The 17,676-nt window shown below is 42.0% G+C and carries 14 protein-coding genes, 1 riboswitch and 1 other annotated feature; of the genes, 13 read left to right on the forward strand and 1 reads right to left on the reverse strand.

Annotated elements, in window-relative coordinates; translation table 11 throughout:
- Nucleotides 1-36 precede the first annotated feature (36 nt).
- Nucleotides 37-1,374 (reverse strand): MATE family efflux transporter, encoded by a 1,338-nt coding sequence (locus RRU94_RS04090; RefSeq protein WP_315690471.1) that lies wholly within the window; start codon nt 1,372-1,374, stop codon nt 37-39.
- Nucleotides 1,375-1,881: 507 nt separating this feature from the next.
- On the opposite strand from RRU94_RS04090, the gene RRU94_RS04095 reads away from it, so the two are divergent.
- The 13 genes from RRU94_RS04095 (at nt 1,882) to RRU94_RS04155 (ending at nt 17,118) form a co-directional block, all read left to right on the forward strand.
- The gene (locus tag RRU94_RS04095) at nt 1,882-3,945 is read left to right on the forward strand and encodes a BglG family transcription antiterminator (protein WP_315690473.1); all 2,064 of its coding nucleotides are present in this window, start codon (nt 1,882-1,884) and stop codon (nt 3,943-3,945) included.
- A gap of 27 nt (nt 3,946-3,972) precedes the next feature.
- Complete coding sequence (locus RRU94_RS04100) at nt 3,973-4,440, forward strand: PTS sugar transporter subunit IIA (RefSeq protein ID WP_315690474.1); 468 nt, start codon at nt 3,973-3,975, stop codon at nt 4,438-4,440.
- A 14-nt stretch (nt 4,441-4,454) separates the two neighbouring features.
- Nucleotides 4,455-4,736, forward strand: coding sequence for a PTS sugar transporter subunit IIB (locus RRU94_RS04105; RefSeq protein WP_410492918.1), 282 nt, complete (start codon nt 4,455-4,457; stop codon nt 4,734-4,736).
- Nucleotides 4,737-4,765: 29 nt separating this feature from the next.
- Complete coding sequence (locus tag RRU94_RS04110) at nt 4,766-5,047, forward strand: PTS sugar transporter subunit IIB (protein ID WP_410492919.1); 282 nt, start codon at nt 4,766-4,768, stop codon at nt 5,045-5,047.
- 28 nt (nt 5,048-5,075) lie between these two features.
- The gene (locus RRU94_RS04115; protein WP_251273491.1) at nt 5,076-6,347 is read left to right on the forward strand and encodes a PTS galactitol transporter subunit IIC; all 1,272 of its coding nucleotides are present in this window, start codon (nt 5,076-5,078) and stop codon (nt 6,345-6,347) included.
- 64 nt (nt 6,348-6,411) lie between these two features.
- Nucleotides 6,412-7,467, forward strand: coding sequence for a galactitol-1-phosphate 5-dehydrogenase (locus tag RRU94_RS04120; RefSeq protein WP_315690478.1), 1,056 nt, complete (start codon nt 6,412-6,414; stop codon nt 7,465-7,467).
- Nucleotides 7,464-8,495: a zinc-binding dehydrogenase gene (locus RRU94_RS04125; RefSeq protein WP_315690480.1), complete on the forward strand. Its 1,032-nt coding sequence runs from the start codon at nt 7,464-7,466 to the stop codon at nt 8,493-8,495. Before RRU94_RS04120 ends, RRU94_RS04125 begins: the two co-directional genes overlap by 4 nt.
- Nucleotides 8,496-8,679: 184 nt before the next feature.
- Nucleotides 8,680-9,138, forward strand: a complete 459-nt coding sequence (gene rpiB / locus RRU94_RS04130) for a ribose 5-phosphate isomerase B (RefSeq protein ID WP_315690482.1) — start codon at nt 8,680-8,682, stop codon at nt 9,136-9,138.
- A gap of 460 nt (nt 9,139-9,598) precedes the next feature.
- Nucleotides 9,599-12,274: a glycoside hydrolase family 3 C-terminal domain-containing protein gene (locus tag RRU94_RS04135; protein ID WP_315690484.1), complete on the forward strand. Its 2,676-nt coding sequence runs from the start codon at nt 9,599-9,601 to the stop codon at nt 12,272-12,274.
- A 140-nt stretch (nt 12,275-12,414) separates the two neighbouring features.
- Nucleotides 12,415-13,911 (forward strand): glycoside hydrolase family 30 protein, encoded by a 1,497-nt coding sequence (locus RRU94_RS04140; RefSeq protein ID WP_315690486.1) that lies wholly within the window; start codon nt 12,415-12,417, stop codon nt 13,909-13,911.
- Between the two features lie 78 nt (nt 13,912-13,989).
- Nucleotides 13,990-14,237: a binding site (T-box leader), on the forward strand.
- 56 nt (nt 14,238-14,293) lie between these two features.
- Nucleotides 14,294-15,460, forward strand: a complete 1,167-nt coding sequence (trpB, locus tag RRU94_RS04145; protein WP_315690487.1) for a tryptophan synthase subunit beta — start codon at nt 14,294-14,296, stop codon at nt 15,458-15,460.
- Between the two features lie 46 nt (nt 15,461-15,506).
- Nucleotides 15,507-16,229: an SAM-dependent methyltransferase gene (locus RRU94_RS04150; RefSeq protein WP_315690489.1), complete on the forward strand. Its 723-nt coding sequence runs from the start codon at nt 15,507-15,509 to the stop codon at nt 16,227-16,229.
- A 541-nt stretch (nt 16,230-16,770) separates the two neighbouring features.
- Nucleotides 16,771-17,118, forward strand: a complete 348-nt coding sequence (locus tag RRU94_RS04155; RefSeq protein WP_315690491.1) for a hypothetical protein — start codon at nt 16,771-16,773, stop codon at nt 17,116-17,118.
- A gap of 371 nt (nt 17,119-17,489) precedes the next feature.
- Nucleotides 17,490-17,572: riboswitch (glycine riboswitch) on the forward strand.
- Nucleotides 17,573-17,676: the final 104 nt, after the last annotated feature.

A 17,676-nucleotide genomic window follows, 5' to 3' on the forward strand; every position in this document is an offset into this window, starting at 1 on the left:
GCCTCCCAAGGAGTGCAGGTTCTTTTTTATGCAGGCTTATTTGGAGGCAAACAAATCAATTCGGCGCCATTTGCCGAACCGGTAATAGCCAAAAGAAAAGGCGCTGCTGATCACAAAGCCAATTCCCATTCCCAGGGCAATGCCGTTTTCTCCCCAAAAAGCCGAGCAAAGATAGGTCAGCGGATAACGCAGTACCCAAAAAGAGAGGATATTCAGGACAAGCACCTGATACATCGCACCGGATGCCCGCACAATCCCATTTAAAATAAAATTCAGCCCGATAAATGGATAGAAAAAAGCGATTGTCTTTAAGTAAGAGGTGCCGAACTCGACGGCTTCTTCCTCTCGGATAAATAAGGTGATTGCAAACCGTGCCAGCAAAAAGACAATGACAGCAATGACCAGCATGGTAATGAAGTTATAAAGAGCACCGTAAAGAGCAATTTGGCGAACACGGTTCCAGTGATGGCCGGCTATATTCTGTCCGGCCATGCTGTTGACAGCTGTTCCGAGTGCCATGGCCGGAAGCGTAATTAAGCTGTCTAAGCGCTGCGCCGCCCCGAACCCTGCAGCAGCATCGCTTCCGAAGGAATTCACGACTGTCATGATTGCTGTTACCCCTGCATAAATAACCGTCATTTGTAAGCCGGCCGGGATGCCCAGCTTTAAAATAAGCAGAACCTCTTCCCTTTTTGGAAGGACCGGAATGGAAAAAGGCACGGCTTTCCTCCGGAGTGTATATACAACACCCATAACGAAAGCCAGTCCCTGCGAAATGACGGTTGCCCAGGCAGCGCCGTTTATGCCGAGCCCGAAGACGGAAATCAACACAGGGTCGAGCACAATATTCAAAAGAACAGCAGCCAAAACAAAGTAAAGCGGCGTTTGGCTGTCTCCGAGTGCCCGCAGCACTGTACTGATAAAATTGTAGCCAAGCAAAAAAAGAATACCGATAAAGTTAATCTGCAAGTATACAGCAGCATCAGGAATCATCTCAGTTGGCGTGTCCAGCCACTTTAACATCTCTTCCGCATACAAATATCCTGCAGCACCCATCAAAAGAGATAAACACGTTAAAAGAACAACAAAAGCATTGAGGTAGCTTTTTAACCCTGCAGTACTCTCGCTTTCCCGCTGCTGAGATAATATGGTGAGGGCGGCGTTGTTAATCCCGAGAATAAAAGAGAGGACGGTCAGGATCACCGTACTGGCAATACTGACGGCTCCCAGTGCATTCGCGCCAAGCAGGTTGCCGACCCATAAGGAGTCCACAAACTGGTAAGACACCTGCAGCAGATTCGCTGCCATAATAGGCGTCGAGAAGAAAAACAATTGCTTGAAAATATTTCCGTTTGTAAAATCAATTGGCCGCAAGTGATCGCTCCTTTTTATTTCATCCTTCCTACTCTACCATAAAATGGCCGTTTCCTCAGTGACAGTGATTGAGCTGTGTGGAAGCCTGCCCGCCTCCCATCTCAAACTGTTTGGAAGGGGAAGAGACCTTTTATTCAAAGCTAAGATGGTGATTGTTTTAGAGTTTCTTTATTGTCTATGTAAAATACATATTTTTAAAGTATAACTGTCTAATGTTATTTTGGATGTTAAGGAAAATAAAAATTAAATAAAGTTTTGCTCGGTCTTGCTTTAAAGCAAGGCCGTTCATTTTGTTTTTAACAGGAAGAACTACTGGTGCAATTTCATTTATCAAACGTTATATCATGATAATAAAGTTCCGATATTTTCTGTCGTATAACACCATGAATGTTTATTCTTTTGTTCATCATGATGTTGTACAATTAATCGACAGAAAGTGAGAATGAAAGCGTAAACAAAAATAAGATTTTTGTTGATACAATAAATGTAACGAAGGGAGCTGCTATCATGTACCTGGATGAAAGGAGCAATCAAATATTTAAAGAAATATTAGGGAATCCGGAAGTATCGAATGCCGAGCTGGAAAATAAGTATGAATTGTCCCGCAGACAGATTAGCTACAGTTTTACAAAAATAAATGACTGGCTAGAGGAGAATAATTATCCAGCCATTAAACGAACTAAAAGCGGAAAGTTTGTTCTTAATCCTATATTGCTGGAGCTTCTTGTTGAGAAGCCAGCTCATTCGCAAGCCACGTATATTCTTTCGGAGCATGAAAGAGCGATTCTAATTCTCTTCATGATATTAAGTGCAAAAGAAGAATTATCTCTTATTCATTTTTCCAGTGCGTTAAAGGTAAGCAAAAATACAATATTACGCGATTTGAAAAACGTGCACAAAATTATAGAGCTTTACGATTTAGAAGTTATTTATTCCCGCCTCAAGGGCTACACCATTTCAGGTGAAGAATGGAATAAGCGACGACTGCTTATCTCAGTATTAAAAAGAATATTGGATATTTACAAAGGAAAAGCGTACATTCATCAATTCAGCGATGTAAAACAAGAAACGATTCGCCAATTAAGCGAACAAGTAGAAGAAGTAGAAAATCGGCTTTCCATTCAATTTAGTGACGAAAGAGCCCGAATTCTTCCTTATATTATTGCGCTTATTCTAAATAGAATTGAAAGCGGTTGTTTATTGTCAGGTTCTTACCATATTGATTATCAAGAATTGTCCGATACGAAAGAATACGAAGCAGCGGAACTCTTCATTCAAAATGCAGCAAAACCCGTTCCGCATGAAGAGCGGTTATTTATTACTCTTCAGCTTCTTACGTCAAATATTCTATCGGCTCAGTTTTTAACCAATAAAGAAATCCCGCAATTAAGAACAGCACTCGAGGATTGTCTCCTTATGTTTGAAAAGCAGGCGATCATTACATTGAAGGACAAAGATAAGCTCTTAGAAAAGCTTGTTCTTCATATGAAACCTGCTTACTACCGTATCAAGTATCAGTTAACGACAAACTATTCGATGATTGAAAAAGTGGGAGAAGAATTTGAAGCCATTCACTACATTGTGAAAAACTCGATTAAGCCATTTGAAGATTATTTAGGAGAGCCCGTTCCGGAAAGTGAAATTATGTTTATGACGATCTTTATCGGTGGTCATTTAATTAGCAGCGGGGAGTCTATTCCAAAGAGAAAAAAAGCCGTTGTTGTATGTCCAAATGGTGTGTCGATTTCTAATTTAATGAACAACACACTTAGAGGCTTGTTTCCAGAATTCTTTTTTCATCCACCTCTTTCCTTGCGGGAGTTCAAACAGTTGGAAGAAGACTACGATCTTATTTTTTCACCCATTCTGCTTCAGACAAGTAAACAATTATTTATTGTTCATCATGTTTTATCGGAATTTGAAAAGCTTCAACTACGGCAGCGGGTGATGAAAGAAGTATTCGATCTTCAGACCCCGTCGTTTAATATGGAACAGTTAATTGAAACCATTGGAAAACATGCAAGTATTAAAGATCGAAAACAGCTCGAAAAAGCATTGGAAACATACTTTACGACTTCAACATTTACAGACCCTGCGTCAAGCACAGCAAAGCAGGACATAGACTACGTGTTATCAGATTTTATCAATCCAGAAACGATTGTTTTGGAAGAAGACGTAGATAATTGGCAGGATGCGCTAGAAAAGGCTTCTCAGCCGCTTCTTGAAAAGGGACTGATTACAGCTCAATATATTGAAACGATGAAGCAGCAATATCCGTCTGTTTCACCACATATTTTGCTTCGGATGAACATTGCGATTCCCCATGCATCACCGGAAGACGGTGTAAACGCATTAGGAATGAGTTTGCTCAAAATTAAAAATGGTCTGCCTATAGGTGGAAGTAAACGAATTTATTTCGTTACTGTAATTGCAGCAGTTGATAAAGACAAGCATTTAGGTGCTCTTTTACAACTGATGCGGCTGGCAGAAAAAAGGGAAGTCCTTGACCAGATGATTCACCTAAACACCAAACAAGAAATGTATGAGCTTATTCAAGCTCATTCATCATAAATTATTTGTCAGTTAGGGAGGATTACAGTGCCAATAGCAAAGTTTTTAAAAGATGAATTAATTAAGCTGAATGCAGACTGTGAAAGTAAAGAAGAAGTTTTTCAGTTAATGTACAATGAAGCATTTAGCCGCGGCTATGTGAGTGATTCATTTTTAATGAAGATTCAAGAGCGCGAAGAAACATTCCCAACTGGTTTAAGTTTGGATCATTACGGAATCGCGATTCCACATACAGATCCGGAATGTGTCTTCCAACAGTTTATTGGAGTGATCACTTTACAAAAGCCAGTTGTTTTTCAATCGATGGATGATAAGTCAAAAGCAATCGACGTGAAGGTCATTTTAATGCTTGGATTGAATGAACCTCACAGCCAGCTGGCCGTTCTGCAGCAAATCATGCAAATTGTCCAGCAGGAAGAAAACTACGATAAGTTAGTAGCAGCAGGTAACGCTAAGGAAGTTTATACACTATTTGAAGAATTAGATAACATTTAAAGGAGAGAATCATAATGAAAAAAACAGTATTAGTAGCATGCGGAGCAGGAATTGCGACATCAACAGTTGTGTGTGACCGTGTAGAAAACTTATTGAAAGATAACAATATCCTGGCAGAAGTTGTCCAATGTAAAATTTCAGAAGTGGCTTCACGCCAGGAAGGCGCCGATCTGATCGTTTCAACGACTATTTTACCGACTTCTTACACGATTCCATCTGAAATTGCGACAGCGTATATTACCGGCATCGGCATGGAAGCATTGGATCAAAAAATTGTTAACCATTTGAAAAATTAATCATTCGAACATTAAAGGAGAGAATCATAATGAAAAAAACAGTATTAGTAGCATGCGGAGCAGGAATTGCAACATCAACGGTTGTATGTGACCGTGTAGAAAACTTATTGAAAGACAACAACATCCCAGCAGAAGTTGTTCAATGCAAAATTTCAGAAGTGGCTTCACGCCAGGAAGGCGCCGATCTAATTGTATCTACCACTATTCTGCCGACTTCTTATTCAATTCCATCTGAAATTGCGACAGCGTACATTACCGGCATCGGAATGGAAGCATTGGATCAAAAAATCATTGATCATTTGAAAAAGTAAGTATCAAGCAGAAAAATGAGGTGGAACCATGGAAAAAGTGTTTGAGGTTGTACAATCAATTTTAAACCTGGGACCAACAGTTATTTTACCAATAGCCATTTTAATTATTGGGATGATTTTTGGTACAGGATTTAAAAAAGCGTTTAAATCAGGGATTATTATTGGGATTGGATTTGTAGGGGTAAATCTGGTCATTAATTTATTAGTGACAAGTCTCGGGCCGGCCGCTCAGCAAATGGTTGAGAGATTTGGGCTTAATCTGACTGTTATTGACACTGGATGGCCATCTGCTGCTGCGTTGTCTTTTGCTTCACCTGTCGCAGCTATTCTCATTCCAGTTTGCCTAGGGTTTAATATTTTGTTGATTCTATTGAAAGCTACCAAAACATTAGATATTGATATTTGGAACTACTGGCACTTTATTGCAGCCGGTGCGACAGGATATGTGGTAACCGGAAGCTGGTGGGTAGCGATTTTATGTACGATTTTATACCAATTTGCGGTCTTATTTGTGGCAGATAAAACAGCACCAATGGTAGCCAATTTTTATGGGCTTCAAGGAATTTCTCTTCCGACCGGCTCTACAGCTGCTTTTGCGCCAATTGGTATGTTAGTCGGAATGGTGGTTTCAAAGATTCCTGGCATTAAAAATTTACATGCGGATCCAGAATCAATTCAAAAACGTTTTGGGATTTTTGGAGAACCAATGATGATGGGTCTTATTCTTGGATGCGTCATCGGCTTGCTTGCCGGATACGGACCAGGAGATATTTTCAACACAGGTATTTCACTTGGAGCGGTTATGCTTCTTTTGCCGCGGATGGTAAAGATCTTGATGGAAGGACTGATTCCTATTTCAGAGTCAGCCCGTTCGTTCCTGCAAAAGCGTTATGGAGACCGTGACCTGTACATTGGGCTGGATGCTGCTCTTGCCGTTGGGCATCCGGCAGTACTTTCAACAGCGTTGATCCTTGTCCCAATTTCGCTCTTATTGGCAGTAATCCTACCGGGAAACAGAGTATTGCCATTTGGTGATTTGGCAACGATTCCATTTTACGTAGCCTTCGTTGTAGGGTTTTTACGGGGAAATATTGTTCATTCGGTACTGGCTGGAACAGTCATGCTTGCCCTTTCTTTATACATGGCTACGAACTTTGCGGTTGTCCACACAGAGATGATGGAAGGGGCAAAATTTACAATGCCTGAAGGCGCAACCTTGATTTCCAGCCTTGATATGGGAGGAAACTTATTTAACTGGCTTATTTTGAAATTCTCGCAGCTTTTGGCCGCTATTTTTTAATTAAATGAAGCACCTGGCGGAAGAAATCTAGCCAGGTGGCTTTTTTAGAAAGGAGATTGTGAAGATGAAAGCAGCTGTTTTACACGCTAAAAATCATTTTGTCTGTGAAGATATTGCCATTCCTCCGTGTGGAGAAAATGAAGTGAAGGTAAAAGTGATGGCAGCCGGTATTTGCGGATCGGACACTCACAAAATGACAAGCGAATGGAAGTATCCGCTGCCAGCCATTATGGGGCATGAATTTTCTGGCTGGGTAGTTGAAAAAGGCGCAGCGGTTCACCATGTGGAACTTGGTGATCGAGTAACGGTTATTCCGTTTTTGCCTTGCTATACTTGTGAACATTGTCAGCGCGGTCATTATTCTCTTTGTGAAGATCATGGAATGATTGGATCAAAATCATTTGGCGGCTTTGCAGAGTACGCAAACATCCCTGCTTCAAATGTGCTAAAAATTGGTGAGATAGACTTTGAGGAAGCCGCTATGATTGAACCACTGGCTGTTTCTCTGCATGGAGTGCTCAATATCGAACCGCGCCTTGGCGATATAGTCGCCGTTTTTGGAGCTGGAACGATTGGCCTGCTTGTCATGAAATGCTTAAAAATGGCAGGCGCAAAAGTGATTGCGATTGATATTTCAGATGACAAGTTGGCGGAAGCCAAGCAATACGGATGTGAATATACGATTAATCCTTTAGAAGACGATTTGTTAGAGCGGATAGATACATATACAAATGGCAGAGGTGTCGATATTGCGATGGAATGTGCCGGCTCTAAAATCACCCAGGAACAATGCCTTTTGATCACAAAGAAAAAAGGGAAAATCGGCTATTTAGGTATCGCGTATCAAGATGTACTGATTTCTCAGGAGGCATTTGAAAATATTTTCCGTAAAGAATTGACGTTAACAGGATTTTGGAATTCCTACTCAGCGCCGTTTCCGGGAGAAGAATGGACAAAGAGCGTGGAGTTGATCCAAGAAGGGCGTATTCAAGTGAAAAATATGATTTCTCATCGCTTTTCTCTCGAGGAAACACAGCGAGCTTTCGATATGATGATAAATCGTGAAGAAACCTATGGAAAAGTTTTAATAATTCCGCATGGAGAGGAGCATAACGAATGAAAGCAGTTATGAAAACAGCACCAGGATACGACAACATGGAGTTAGACAGCATTGAAGAACCAAAGGCAGCAAGCGGTCAAGTTAAAATTAAAGTAGAGTATACAGGCATCTGTGGCACAGATATGCATACGTTTTCGGGACAATACCGAAACTCCAAAACGCCTCTTGTTCTCGGGCATGAATTTTCCGGTACAGTGGTCGAAGTAGGAGAAAACGTGACAAAAGTAAAAATTGGCGACCGCGTCACAAGTGAAACCACATTTGAAACATGCGGCGAGTGTGAGTACTGCCGGGAAAAAGATTATAATTTATGCTCTAATCGAAAAGGAATTGGTACGCAGGTGAATGGAAGTTTCGCAGAATACGTGGTTTCGCGTGAAGAAAGTGTTCATAAGCTTCCTGATAATGTAAGCTTTGAAGCAGCTTCGTTAACAGAACCGCTTGCCTGCTGTGTGCATGCAGCACTTGAAAAAACAACGATTGAGAAAGATGACAAGGTGCTTGTTTTCGGACCAGGACCGATCGGGCTGCTACAGTGCCAGGTGATTAAAGCGCAGGGAGCATTCGTCATTCTTGCGGGTATTACCAAGGATGCAAAGCGGCTTGAACTGGCTAAATCGCTCGGAGTAGATGTAGTTGTCGATATTCAAAAAGAAAATCTAGAAGAAGTGGTCATGAAGCATACAAATGGATATGGTGTGGATAAATTGTTTGAGTGTTCAGGTGCCGTGCCTGCATTGAACCAGGGGCTTCCTCTTGTGAGAAAGAAAGGAACATTTGTGCAAGTTGGTATTTTTGCAGAAAAGCTAAATCCGCTTGACCAAGAATCTATTATTCAAAGGGAACTTACATATGTAGGGACTCGTTCACAAAAGCCAAGTTCATGGCCGATAGCACTTAATCTTCTGGCAGAAGGAAAGATTAATGCAGATAAAATAATTACGAAAGTTGTTCCGCTTGAGGAATGGCGTGAAGGGTTTGATGCCGTGCGTTCTGGTGACCAAATCAAAGTTCTTGTGCAATCGTAACGTTACACTCTTTGTTTTGTAAGATGAATAAGTATAAGGAGAAGGAACATGCAAGACATTTTAAATGCTTCACGTACTGCAAGGAGCACTTAGCTGACGATAAACAGTTTACTTTATTCATTACATGAAACAGTCAGGGATTCTTTTCTCCCTGACTGCTTTTTATGATTTAGGAGGAAACAACATGAAAATTGTCATTGCATCTGATTATGGAGGAGTAACGATCCGAAAAGAAATTATTTCTTTATTGAAAGAATTGAAAATGGACTATATAGATCTGGGATGCGACTGCAGTACATCCGTTGATTACCCAGATTATGCATTCCCGGCAGCAAAAAAAGTAGCGGATGGAGAAGCGGACCGCGGCATTTTGATATGCGGAACAGGCATTGGCATGAGTATTGCGGCCAATAAAATACAAGGGGTCCGCTGCGCACTTGTTCATGATACTTTCAGTGCTAAAGCGACTAGAGAACACAATGATACAAATATGCTTGCAATGGGGGAACGGGTCATTGGTCCAGGGCTGGCTCGTGATATTGTGAAAGTCTGGCTGGAGGCGTCATTTGACAATGGCAGCAGACATGAAACACGGATTAACAAAATAAATGAATTTGAAAATAATCAGTTGCTTCATGGTTAAAAATAGCTGCTATCCACCAGTAACTGAATAATTCCCTAATAAGGTAGAGCTGAATCGTATCCTGATTATTTGCAGGCTTTCGAACAGGAAAGCCTGCTGCCTTCTACAGCAGGAATGATAAAAGGTTACAGCTGGATTTCACATTTATTACAAAGATTGCAAGCGGTTTTATCCAAATATAAACAAAAGAAAAATAGCGATAGGCAAAAAGATGGTTTTTATGTAAGCGCCTCACTTTTTCTTTACTTTCTTTTTGATGAAAATAGCGGCTGTCTTTTTCAAATAATCTCCTTTTTGTAGCCCCAAACGCTTCTTTTTTATTATCTCGAAATTAAAACATTCTCTCTATGGTCTTCTTTTTTATATTCGTTATGATGTTGGTGTTCAAGGAACGAAGCGAAAAAGTAAAGAGAAATGTTACAAAGCCGCTTTGTTCGAAATAAAAGAGGGAGTTGAAGAAATGATCGGCTTTTTAAGAAAAAAACAAAAGCCCGCTATGCTCGGTCTCGCTTTGACGATGGCACTGAGTACAGCAGCTGTACCACTCGCTTCACCTGCAGAAGCAGACACGCTTCCGTGGATGGACAAAGCTCTTTCCGCTGAGGAAAGAGCGAACCTGTTAGTGGACAAAATGACACTCGAGGATAAAGTGGACTTTATCACGGGTAATTTAAACAACTACTACGGGTTTTACAATGGCGGAGTCGAGAAATACGGGATTCCTGCCCTGACGATGGCAGATGGTCCTGTCGGTGTTCGAATTGCCAACCCGGATGTACAAGATAAAAAATCAACAGCAATGCCGGCTGCGATCGGGCTTGCTGCAACATGGAATACAGAAACAGCCGAAAAGTACGGAGATTTGCTTGGGGATGAAGCATTTAATACAACCCATAATGTACTCCTCGGTCCAGGCTTGGACATTGCCAGAAATGCATTTGGATCGAGAAACTTTGAATCATTAGGAGAAGATCCATACCTGCAGTCTCAAATGGCGACAGAGTATGTGAAAGCCGTTCAAAGCAACAACGTATTAGTAACAGCCAAGCATTATCTGCTAAACAATCAGGAATTAAACCGCTTTGTCAGCGATTCACAGGCAAGTGAGCGTGCGATCAATGAAATTTACGCGAAACCGTTTGCCAGTGTAATTAAAGATGCCGAGATGGGCAGTGTGATGTGTTCCTTCAATAAAGTCAATGGTGTTTATGCATGTGATAATGAAGAGATCCTGACGAATCTATTAAGAGATAAATTAGGCTTTGAAGGGTTTGTCATGAGTGATTACAGAGCCAACGTAAGTACGTCAAACTCGATTAAAGCGGGAATGGATTTAGAAACACCAGGAGATCCTGGCGGTTTATGGGGCGACAAACTTGTACAGGCCGTTCATAACGGAGAAGTAAGTGAAGAAACGATTGATCAAAGTACATATCGCATCTTATATCAAATGTTTGATAAAGGATTATTTGATAATCCGGCACAAAACAATAAGATTGATGCCAAAGCGCATGGTGCCATTGCCCGTCAAATTGCGGCAGAGTCTATGGTTCTGCTTCAAAACGACGACAAGGCATTACCACTGGATACAGATAAACTAGATTCGATTGCAGTCATCGGTCCAGATGCCGATAATGCCTCTACGGCTGGCGGCGGAAGCTCGCTTGTCAATCCAACGTATACAGTCAGCCCATTGGAAGGAATCAAGAACCGGGCAGGCAAGGATCTAAAAGTAGAATATGCAGCCGGAACGGATCCAATTAGTGCAGGAGACTTGCTGCCTGGACCGAATGCCGTACCATCTTCATTCTTGGCACCATCTGCAGATTCAGAAGAAAATGGCTTAAAAGCAGAGTACTGGTCTAATGCCAAAATGGAAGGCAATCCTGTTTATGAACATACAGCTAAGCAGGCCAATCTGCACCTAGGATTTTATAATTATGAAGGTTTTAATGCGCAGTCAACAAAACTCGATAAGCTTCCAACAAGCTTAAACAGCATGATGTCAGCGCGATACACAGGCGTTATCCAAGTACCAAAATCAGGTGAATACAAGCTTTCTACTTCAAGCTACGGCTCAAGTAAAGTTTATCTGGATGGAAAGCTGGTCATCGACAATACGGGAGAAACGTTTGGCACGGTAGAAAAAACGGTTACATTGAATGCCAATCAAAAGTATGACCTGAAAATTGAATACAAAACAGATTATCCGTACAACCCTGGCCGTGACAACGGTGCGAAATTACGTTTTGGCTGGGAAGCAGCTGATGACGTAGTAGATGAAAATATCAAAAAAGCCGTTGAACTGGCGAAAAAATCAGATGCAGCTGTCATTGTAACTAAAACGTATGACAGTGAAGGGAACATTGACCGTTCTGATATGGAACTGCCAAATAACCAGGAACAGCTGATTAAAGAAGTAGCGAAAGTCAATAAACATGTTGTCGTTGTCAACGAAAGCGGCATGGCTGTTGAAATGGGAGACTGGAAAGACAGCGTCGATTCTATTGTTCAAGCCTGGTACCCTGGACAAGAACAAGGAAATGCTATTGCAGATGTTTTGTTTGGAGATGTGAACCCATCTGGTAAATTACCGGTTACGTTCCCAGTAGATGAAGACAAAACGCCTGTTTCATCTGATGAACAATACCCTGGCGTAAATGATGTATCAAAGTATTCAGAAGGTATTTTTGTTGGATACCGAGGATTTGAAGAGTATGGTATTAAGCCAGCTTTCTCATTCGGACATGGCTTATCGTACACAGAGTTTGGCTACAAAAATCTAAAAACAAAAGTACAGTCTTCAGGTAAGAACAAAGAAACAACGTTTGAAGTATCGTTAAATGTACGCAACACAGGCGACAAAGCCGGTTCGGAAGTCGTGCAGGTGTACACAGGCAAATTGCCGACGGATGTAGAAACAGCACCGAAACAGCTTGCTGGCTTCCAAAAGATTAAACTAGAGCCAGGCAAGCAGCAAAGAGTGACCATTCAGCTTGATTCAAAAGCACTTTCTTACTATGACGAAGAAAAACATGACTGGGTGATGCCTTCAGGCAGCGTGCCGGTTTATGTGGGAAGCTCGTCGACAGACATTCGCTTAACAGGCAGCATCAAGGTACCAGCTAACCAGTAAGTGACACAGCGAAATAAAAAAGAACGCCATGAAAGCGCGCGTTCATCCAATGAATCCTATAGAGAGAAATGAATACTGATTCCCTTTTCCCCACGCCGGATACCACCGGGTGGGGAATTTTTCTAGGGAGGTGAAGAGAAATGAACCAGTATCAAAGAAGAGCGCTTTTTATCCTACTCATCGGTGTGCTGCTGGTCACTTTGTTTATTCAGTGGGGATCGACCGAAGAAAACCAGCCGAAAGAGGAAACAGGAGAAACTGTTTCTGCCTGGCTGACAACAGGTGATCAAACAAGCTTATTAACGAAACAGCCGCCGCTTTCTTTTTCAGTTGCAGAAAAATCAAATGAGCGGCTCATTGCGATTGACCGACGAAAAACCTATCAGACGATGGACGGATTCGGCGCGGCGCTGACGGGATCATCTGCTTATTTAATCAATCAGAAATTGGATCAAGAGGCGAGAGAAGCGCTTTTGGAAGACTTATTTACGGATAAAGGAATCAATCTTACGCACATTCGACATACAATTGGATCATCTGATTTTTCTGTAGATGAACAGGGAAACCCTAGCACTTATACGTATGACGACACAAATGGGGAGCAGGACTTTTCCCTGAACCATTTTTCAATCGAAAAAGACGGGGATGTAACGGCCGTGCTGCGGTCGATTTTAGATAAGCAGCACCAATTAAATATTATGGGAACACCCTGGACAGCCCCGCCCTGGATGAAATATGGCGAACGTACACACAACGGCTGGTATTTGGATTACACGAACGAAAACATATATCAGGCATATGCGGAATACTTTGTCCGCTATATTCAAGCGTATGCGCAAAAAGGAATTCCGATTGACAGTATAACGGTTCAAAACGAACCGGGTCATACATCTCCGGATTATCCAACGATGAGCATGGGAGCAGAAGAGCAGGCGGTTTTTATTGGTGAGTACCTGGGGCCGGCTTTTGAAGCAACCGGGATCGATACGAACATTATCGCGTACGACCATAATTGGAAAGATGCTTTAGCGTATACGTCTTCCTTATTTAGCAATGAAAAAGCAAACCGCTATACAGACGGCGCAGCGTTCCATTGTTATGAAGGCAGCCCGGATGCCATGAACGAGGTACATGCCCGTTTTTCAGATAAAAACCTGCATGTGAGCGAATGCAGTGGCGGAGAGTGGAGCCGGGATTTCGGTGAAAATTTAAGCTGGCAAATGAGCCATTTAATGATCGAAAGTCCGAGAAACTGGGCAAAAAGCGTGCTGATGTGGAACGTGGCGCTGGATGAAAACAGCGGCCCGGCAAATGGAGGATGCCAGGAGTGCCGCGGGGTCGTCACCATTAATCAGAAAACCGGGGAAGTAACGAAAAACGTTGAATACTACGTGCTTGGGCATGCCAGCAAATTTGTACAGCCAGGCGCGGTCCGCATTGGCTCGGATACGTATGAGGGAGCGATCGAAACCGTCGCTTATCAAAATCCGGACGGCTCTACTGTTTTGATTGCGTCCAATCCAAGTAAAGAGAAGCAGTTATTCCAAGTAAGAGACGGAGAAAAGTCATTTGCTTATACACTGCCCTCTCAAAGCGCGGTAACCTTTACGTGGAAAAAGGCAAAATCCAGCCAATGAAAAATAAAAAGTATTTGACCCGTCCTTCGGTTTATAATAGAATAATAAAAATTGATAAATGGAAAACACTTGTAAATATTTGCTGCGATGACGAAGAAAAGTAAACAAAGCGGACACTTCAGAGAGCTGATGGGTGGTGGAAATCAGCGTGGAAATTTTGTTGAATGGGCTTCTGAGCACCCTGGCTGAACAAGAGAGTAGGCCGGGGCGGAGCGTCTCACCGATAAAAGAGACCATGTATCGAGCCAGTCTTGCTGGTTTCTGTACATCGAGCGCGTTTATAAATAAACGAACAAAGGTGGCACCACGGGTTTCTCGTCCTTTTTTGAAGGACAAGAAGCCCTTTTTTTATACTTAAAATTGGAATAAAGGAGTGTTTGTAATGAATGGATCAGAAGTGAAAAAAGGATATTTCGGAGAATTTGGAGGCAGCTTTGTACCGGAAAATCTTCAAGCTGTGTTGGACAGACTCGAAAAAGAATTTTACACCTATAAAGATGATCCCGAATTCCAAAAAGAATTTACAGAGTATTTAGAAGAGTTCGTCGGCCGTGAAAGTCCTCTTTATTATGCGGAGCGGCTGACGAAGGAATTAGGCGGCGCCAAAATTTATTTGAAGCGTGAAGATTTAAATCATACCGGCTCCCATAAAATCAATAATGTTCTTGGACAAATCCTGCTGGCTAAACGAATGGGCGCCAAGCGGGTCATTGCAGAAACCGGAGCGGGGCAGCATGGTGTAGCAACGGCTACGGTTTGTGCTATGTTCGGGATGGAATGCGTGATCTATATGGGGGCGGAAGATACAAAACGGCAGGCGTTAAATGTGTTTCGAATGGAGTTGTTAGGCGCTAAAGTGGTGGCTGTCTCAAAAGGACAGGGGCGTTTAAAAGACGCGGTAGATGAAGCATTTGCTGATCTGGTTGAGAACTATGATCATACATTTTATCTGCTCGGCTCCGCTGTAGGACCGCACCCCTTCCCGATGATGGTGCGGCATTTTCAGTCAGTCATTAGTAAAGAAAGCCGGAAACAAATTCTCCAAAAAGAAGGGCGCCTGCCATATGCGGTCATTGCGTGTATAGGCGGAGGAAGCAACGCGATCGGCTCCTTTGCAGAATATCTATCTGATGAACATGTCCGCCTAATCGGCGTGGAACCAAGTGAAGCAGCTACGTTAACGAAAGGAACAGCGGGAACGCTGCACGGCTTTAAATGCTTGGTACTGCAGGACGAGGAAGGAAATCCGGCGCCGACCTATTCCATCGCGGCTGGACTTGATTATCCTGGAAGCGGCCCTGAACACAGCTACTTGAAAGAAGAAGGCCGCGCCGATTATGTAGCGGTCAACAAGGAAGAAGTGTTAGAAGCCTTTTTGCATTTATCTAAAACAGAAGGCATTATCCCGGCTCTTGAAAGTGCGCATGCAGTCGCGTATGTGATGAAACTGGCACCGACGCTGCCGAAAGAAGAAAGTTTGATTGTCAATATTTCAGGACGGGGCGATAAAGACGTGGAGCAGGTGTTTGACATGCTGAGTAACCAATAAATTTTATGCTCCATGTGGATGACAAAGCTGAAACAAAAACCACCAAATGCGGGATAAAAGAAAAGGGAGGAATCCGGTGACAAAATCAGGGCTGGACTTAGAGCGGATTGTATTTATTGGACGGACGTTTGAAGAGTATATGGTCATGTTCGATCTTTCCATAGAAGAACTTCAAGGACAAAAAGTGCTGGACTGCCCGGCAGGCGCCTGTTCCTTTACAGCCGTTGGACGCCAAAAAGGGTTGGACGTCACAGCCTGTGATATTGCGTACTATCACCAGGCTGACGCACTTGCTTGCAAGGGGAAGAAGGATATTGAACATGTGATGGAAGGCATGGAGAAAGTCAAACAAGATTATGTGTTTAACTATTTTCGTGATATCGATGACCTTGTCCGGCACCGAAAACGGGCTCTTGATGAGTGTGCAGCCGGAATGAAAAGCGATCCGGAGCACTATGTCCCGGCTGAACTGCCAGTTCTTCCATTCGAAGACGATGAATTTGACCTTGTTCTTTCCGCTCATTTTTTGTTTACATATGGTGACCGGCTGGATCAGTCGTTTCATCTGGATGTAATCAGGGAATTGCTGCGGGTGGCTAAAAAGGAAATTCGGCTTTTCCCACTCGTTGATTTGTCCGGTAAACGGTATAAGCACCTGGATTACATGATCTCAGGGTTAGAGGAACAGGGATACCATGTAGAAGAAATGCGGGTGCCTTTTGAGTTCCAGAAAAATGCAAATGCGATGATGAAAATTCAAAAAAGATAAGAGCAGGATGCACTCAAAAAAGCGCTGGTTTTCTATTAGAAAACCAGCGCTTTTTTCAATATAAAATCTGTGATAAAAGAGTTACTCCCTGTGTGTAAAATAACTGCGATTGAATATGTTAGCTGCTAAACGTTTTCATATTTACTAATAAATAAATGAAAAACCAAATCGTTTTTTACTTAACAAGTATATCTACGTAATGAAGCAGCAATTGACTCAAACTGTTGGTTTGATTGACAATTGTTTTTTGTTTCTGCTAAGCAGTAAAGCGAAAGTTTCTCTCCTTTTGCTAATGGTTTTCTACTATTGTTTCTTTTGGCAAATGATTCGTCAGTATTTTAATAGAGTATTTTTGGCTATGAAAGATATCACCAATATGGCTTCCAAAATAAAGATATATTTGGGTATAATGGTAATGTCCGGCATTAGCATGTGGGTGATTGGTAATGAAACAGCTGAAATCAGAGAGCTGCCTTCACACAGGGAGTAAAAATCGTCATGCATCAAAGCAAAGTGAAGTGAATGAGGTGGAAAGAGAAGAATGTTAGTAGTAAGACATAAAAAGAAGTTTTTATTTAGTATTATACTAATGTTTCTAGCTGCAGGTCTTGTACTGTCTTTTCGTGGTTCTGAAGTAAAGACGAGCTTTCCTGTACCGAGAAGCGCTGAATTAACAAAGCAAGATATAAAAGAGAGATATGCCGAATACAGCTGGGATCCTGCTTCTGGGTCGTATGGCCTTCCATTCTATTACACAATCATCATTAGACTTTGGGGATGGAACCAGGAAATGCGCTTTGGAGCAACAACCTACTATGAAAAGCAAGGGACGGTCATCAGTGCCACCTCTTTAAACAATAATCTATTTATCAGTATAGAAAAGGAATAATGTTTTTCTTACATAAAAAGCAATATAGGATTTTAAGAGGTTACTATTTCATTTTCTCGGCCGTATGAAGGACACTGAATTCGTATACGCTTTGGTGTCCTTCTTTGGTTGTCCAAAAAGGAGCGAGACGGAGGGAAACCTTAAAAGAGCAGGTAAACTTTGGCGGCCGCATTGATTCATAAGTGGGAATCAAATAGAGTGAATGGATAAGAAATCACGCACTTTTTGGAAAGTTAAACAAATAAAATAAAATTTTGTTATTGACAAAACGTTTAACTGCTACTAAAATTAGAAACTATTCGAAAATAGTTATACCTATTTAAAAATTGAATAAATAGCAGGCTATGATTGCTATGGATCACACTATAGCAGGAGCAGCTTCTGGAGAGACCGCGGATGAATTCCACGGCGCCGAAGGGTTCACAATCTCAGGCAAAAGGACAGAAGAGTACTGAATATTTATTTGTCATGCGGATAATTGTCAGCGTGGCAAATATTATTTGTTATTCTTATGACCATGAGATTGGAGGACATCCAATCTCTTTTTTTTATAGGTTT

The organism is Domibacillus sp. DTU_2020_1001157_1_SI_ALB_TIR_016 (assembly GCF_032341995.1).
GTDB classification, from domain to species: domain Bacteria; phylum Bacillota; class Bacilli; order Bacillales; family Domibacillaceae; genus Domibacillus; species Domibacillus indicus_A.

Coding starts and splice junctions, on each gene's coding strand:
- RRU94_RS04095 (WP_315690473.1), top strand. CDS start 1,882: ATGTACCTGGATGAAAGGAGCAATCAAATATTTAAAGAAATATTAGGG.
- RRU94_RS04105 (WP_410492918.1), top strand. CDS start 4,455: ATGAAAAAAACAGTATTAGTAGCATGCGGAGCAGGAATTGCGACATCA.
- RRU94_RS04110 (WP_410492919.1), top strand. CDS start 4,766: ATGAAAAAAACAGTATTAGTAGCATGCGGAGCAGGAATTGCAACATCA.
- RRU94_RS04115 (WP_251273491.1), top strand. CDS start 5,076: ATGGAAAAAGTGTTTGAGGTTGTACAATCAATTTTAAACCTGGGACCA.
- RRU94_RS04120 (WP_315690478.1), top strand. CDS start 6,412: ATGAAAGCAGCTGTTTTACACGCTAAAAATCATTTTGTCTGTGAAGAT.
- RRU94_RS04125 (WP_315690480.1), top strand. CDS start 7,464: ATGAAAGCAGTTATGAAAACAGCACCAGGATACGACAACATGGAGTTA.
- rpiB (WP_315690482.1), top strand. CDS start 8,680: ATGAAAATTGTCATTGCATCTGATTATGGAGGAGTAACGATCCGAAAA.
- RRU94_RS04135 (WP_315690484.1), top strand. CDS start 9,599: ATGATCGGCTTTTTAAGAAAAAAACAAAAGCCCGCTATGCTCGGTCTC.
- RRU94_RS04140 (WP_315690486.1), top strand. CDS start 12,415: ATGAACCAGTATCAAAGAAGAGCGCTTTTTATCCTACTCATCGGTGTG.
- trpB (WP_315690487.1), top strand. CDS start 14,294: ATGAATGGATCAGAAGTGAAAAAAGGATATTTCGGAGAATTTGGAGGC.
- RRU94_RS04150 (WP_315690489.1), top strand. CDS start 15,507: ATGCGGGATAAAAGAAAAGGGAGGAATCCGGTGACAAAATCAGGGCTG.
- RRU94_RS04155 (WP_315690491.1), top strand. CDS start 16,771: ATGTTAGTAGTAAGACATAAAAAGAAGTTTTTATTTAGTATTATACTA.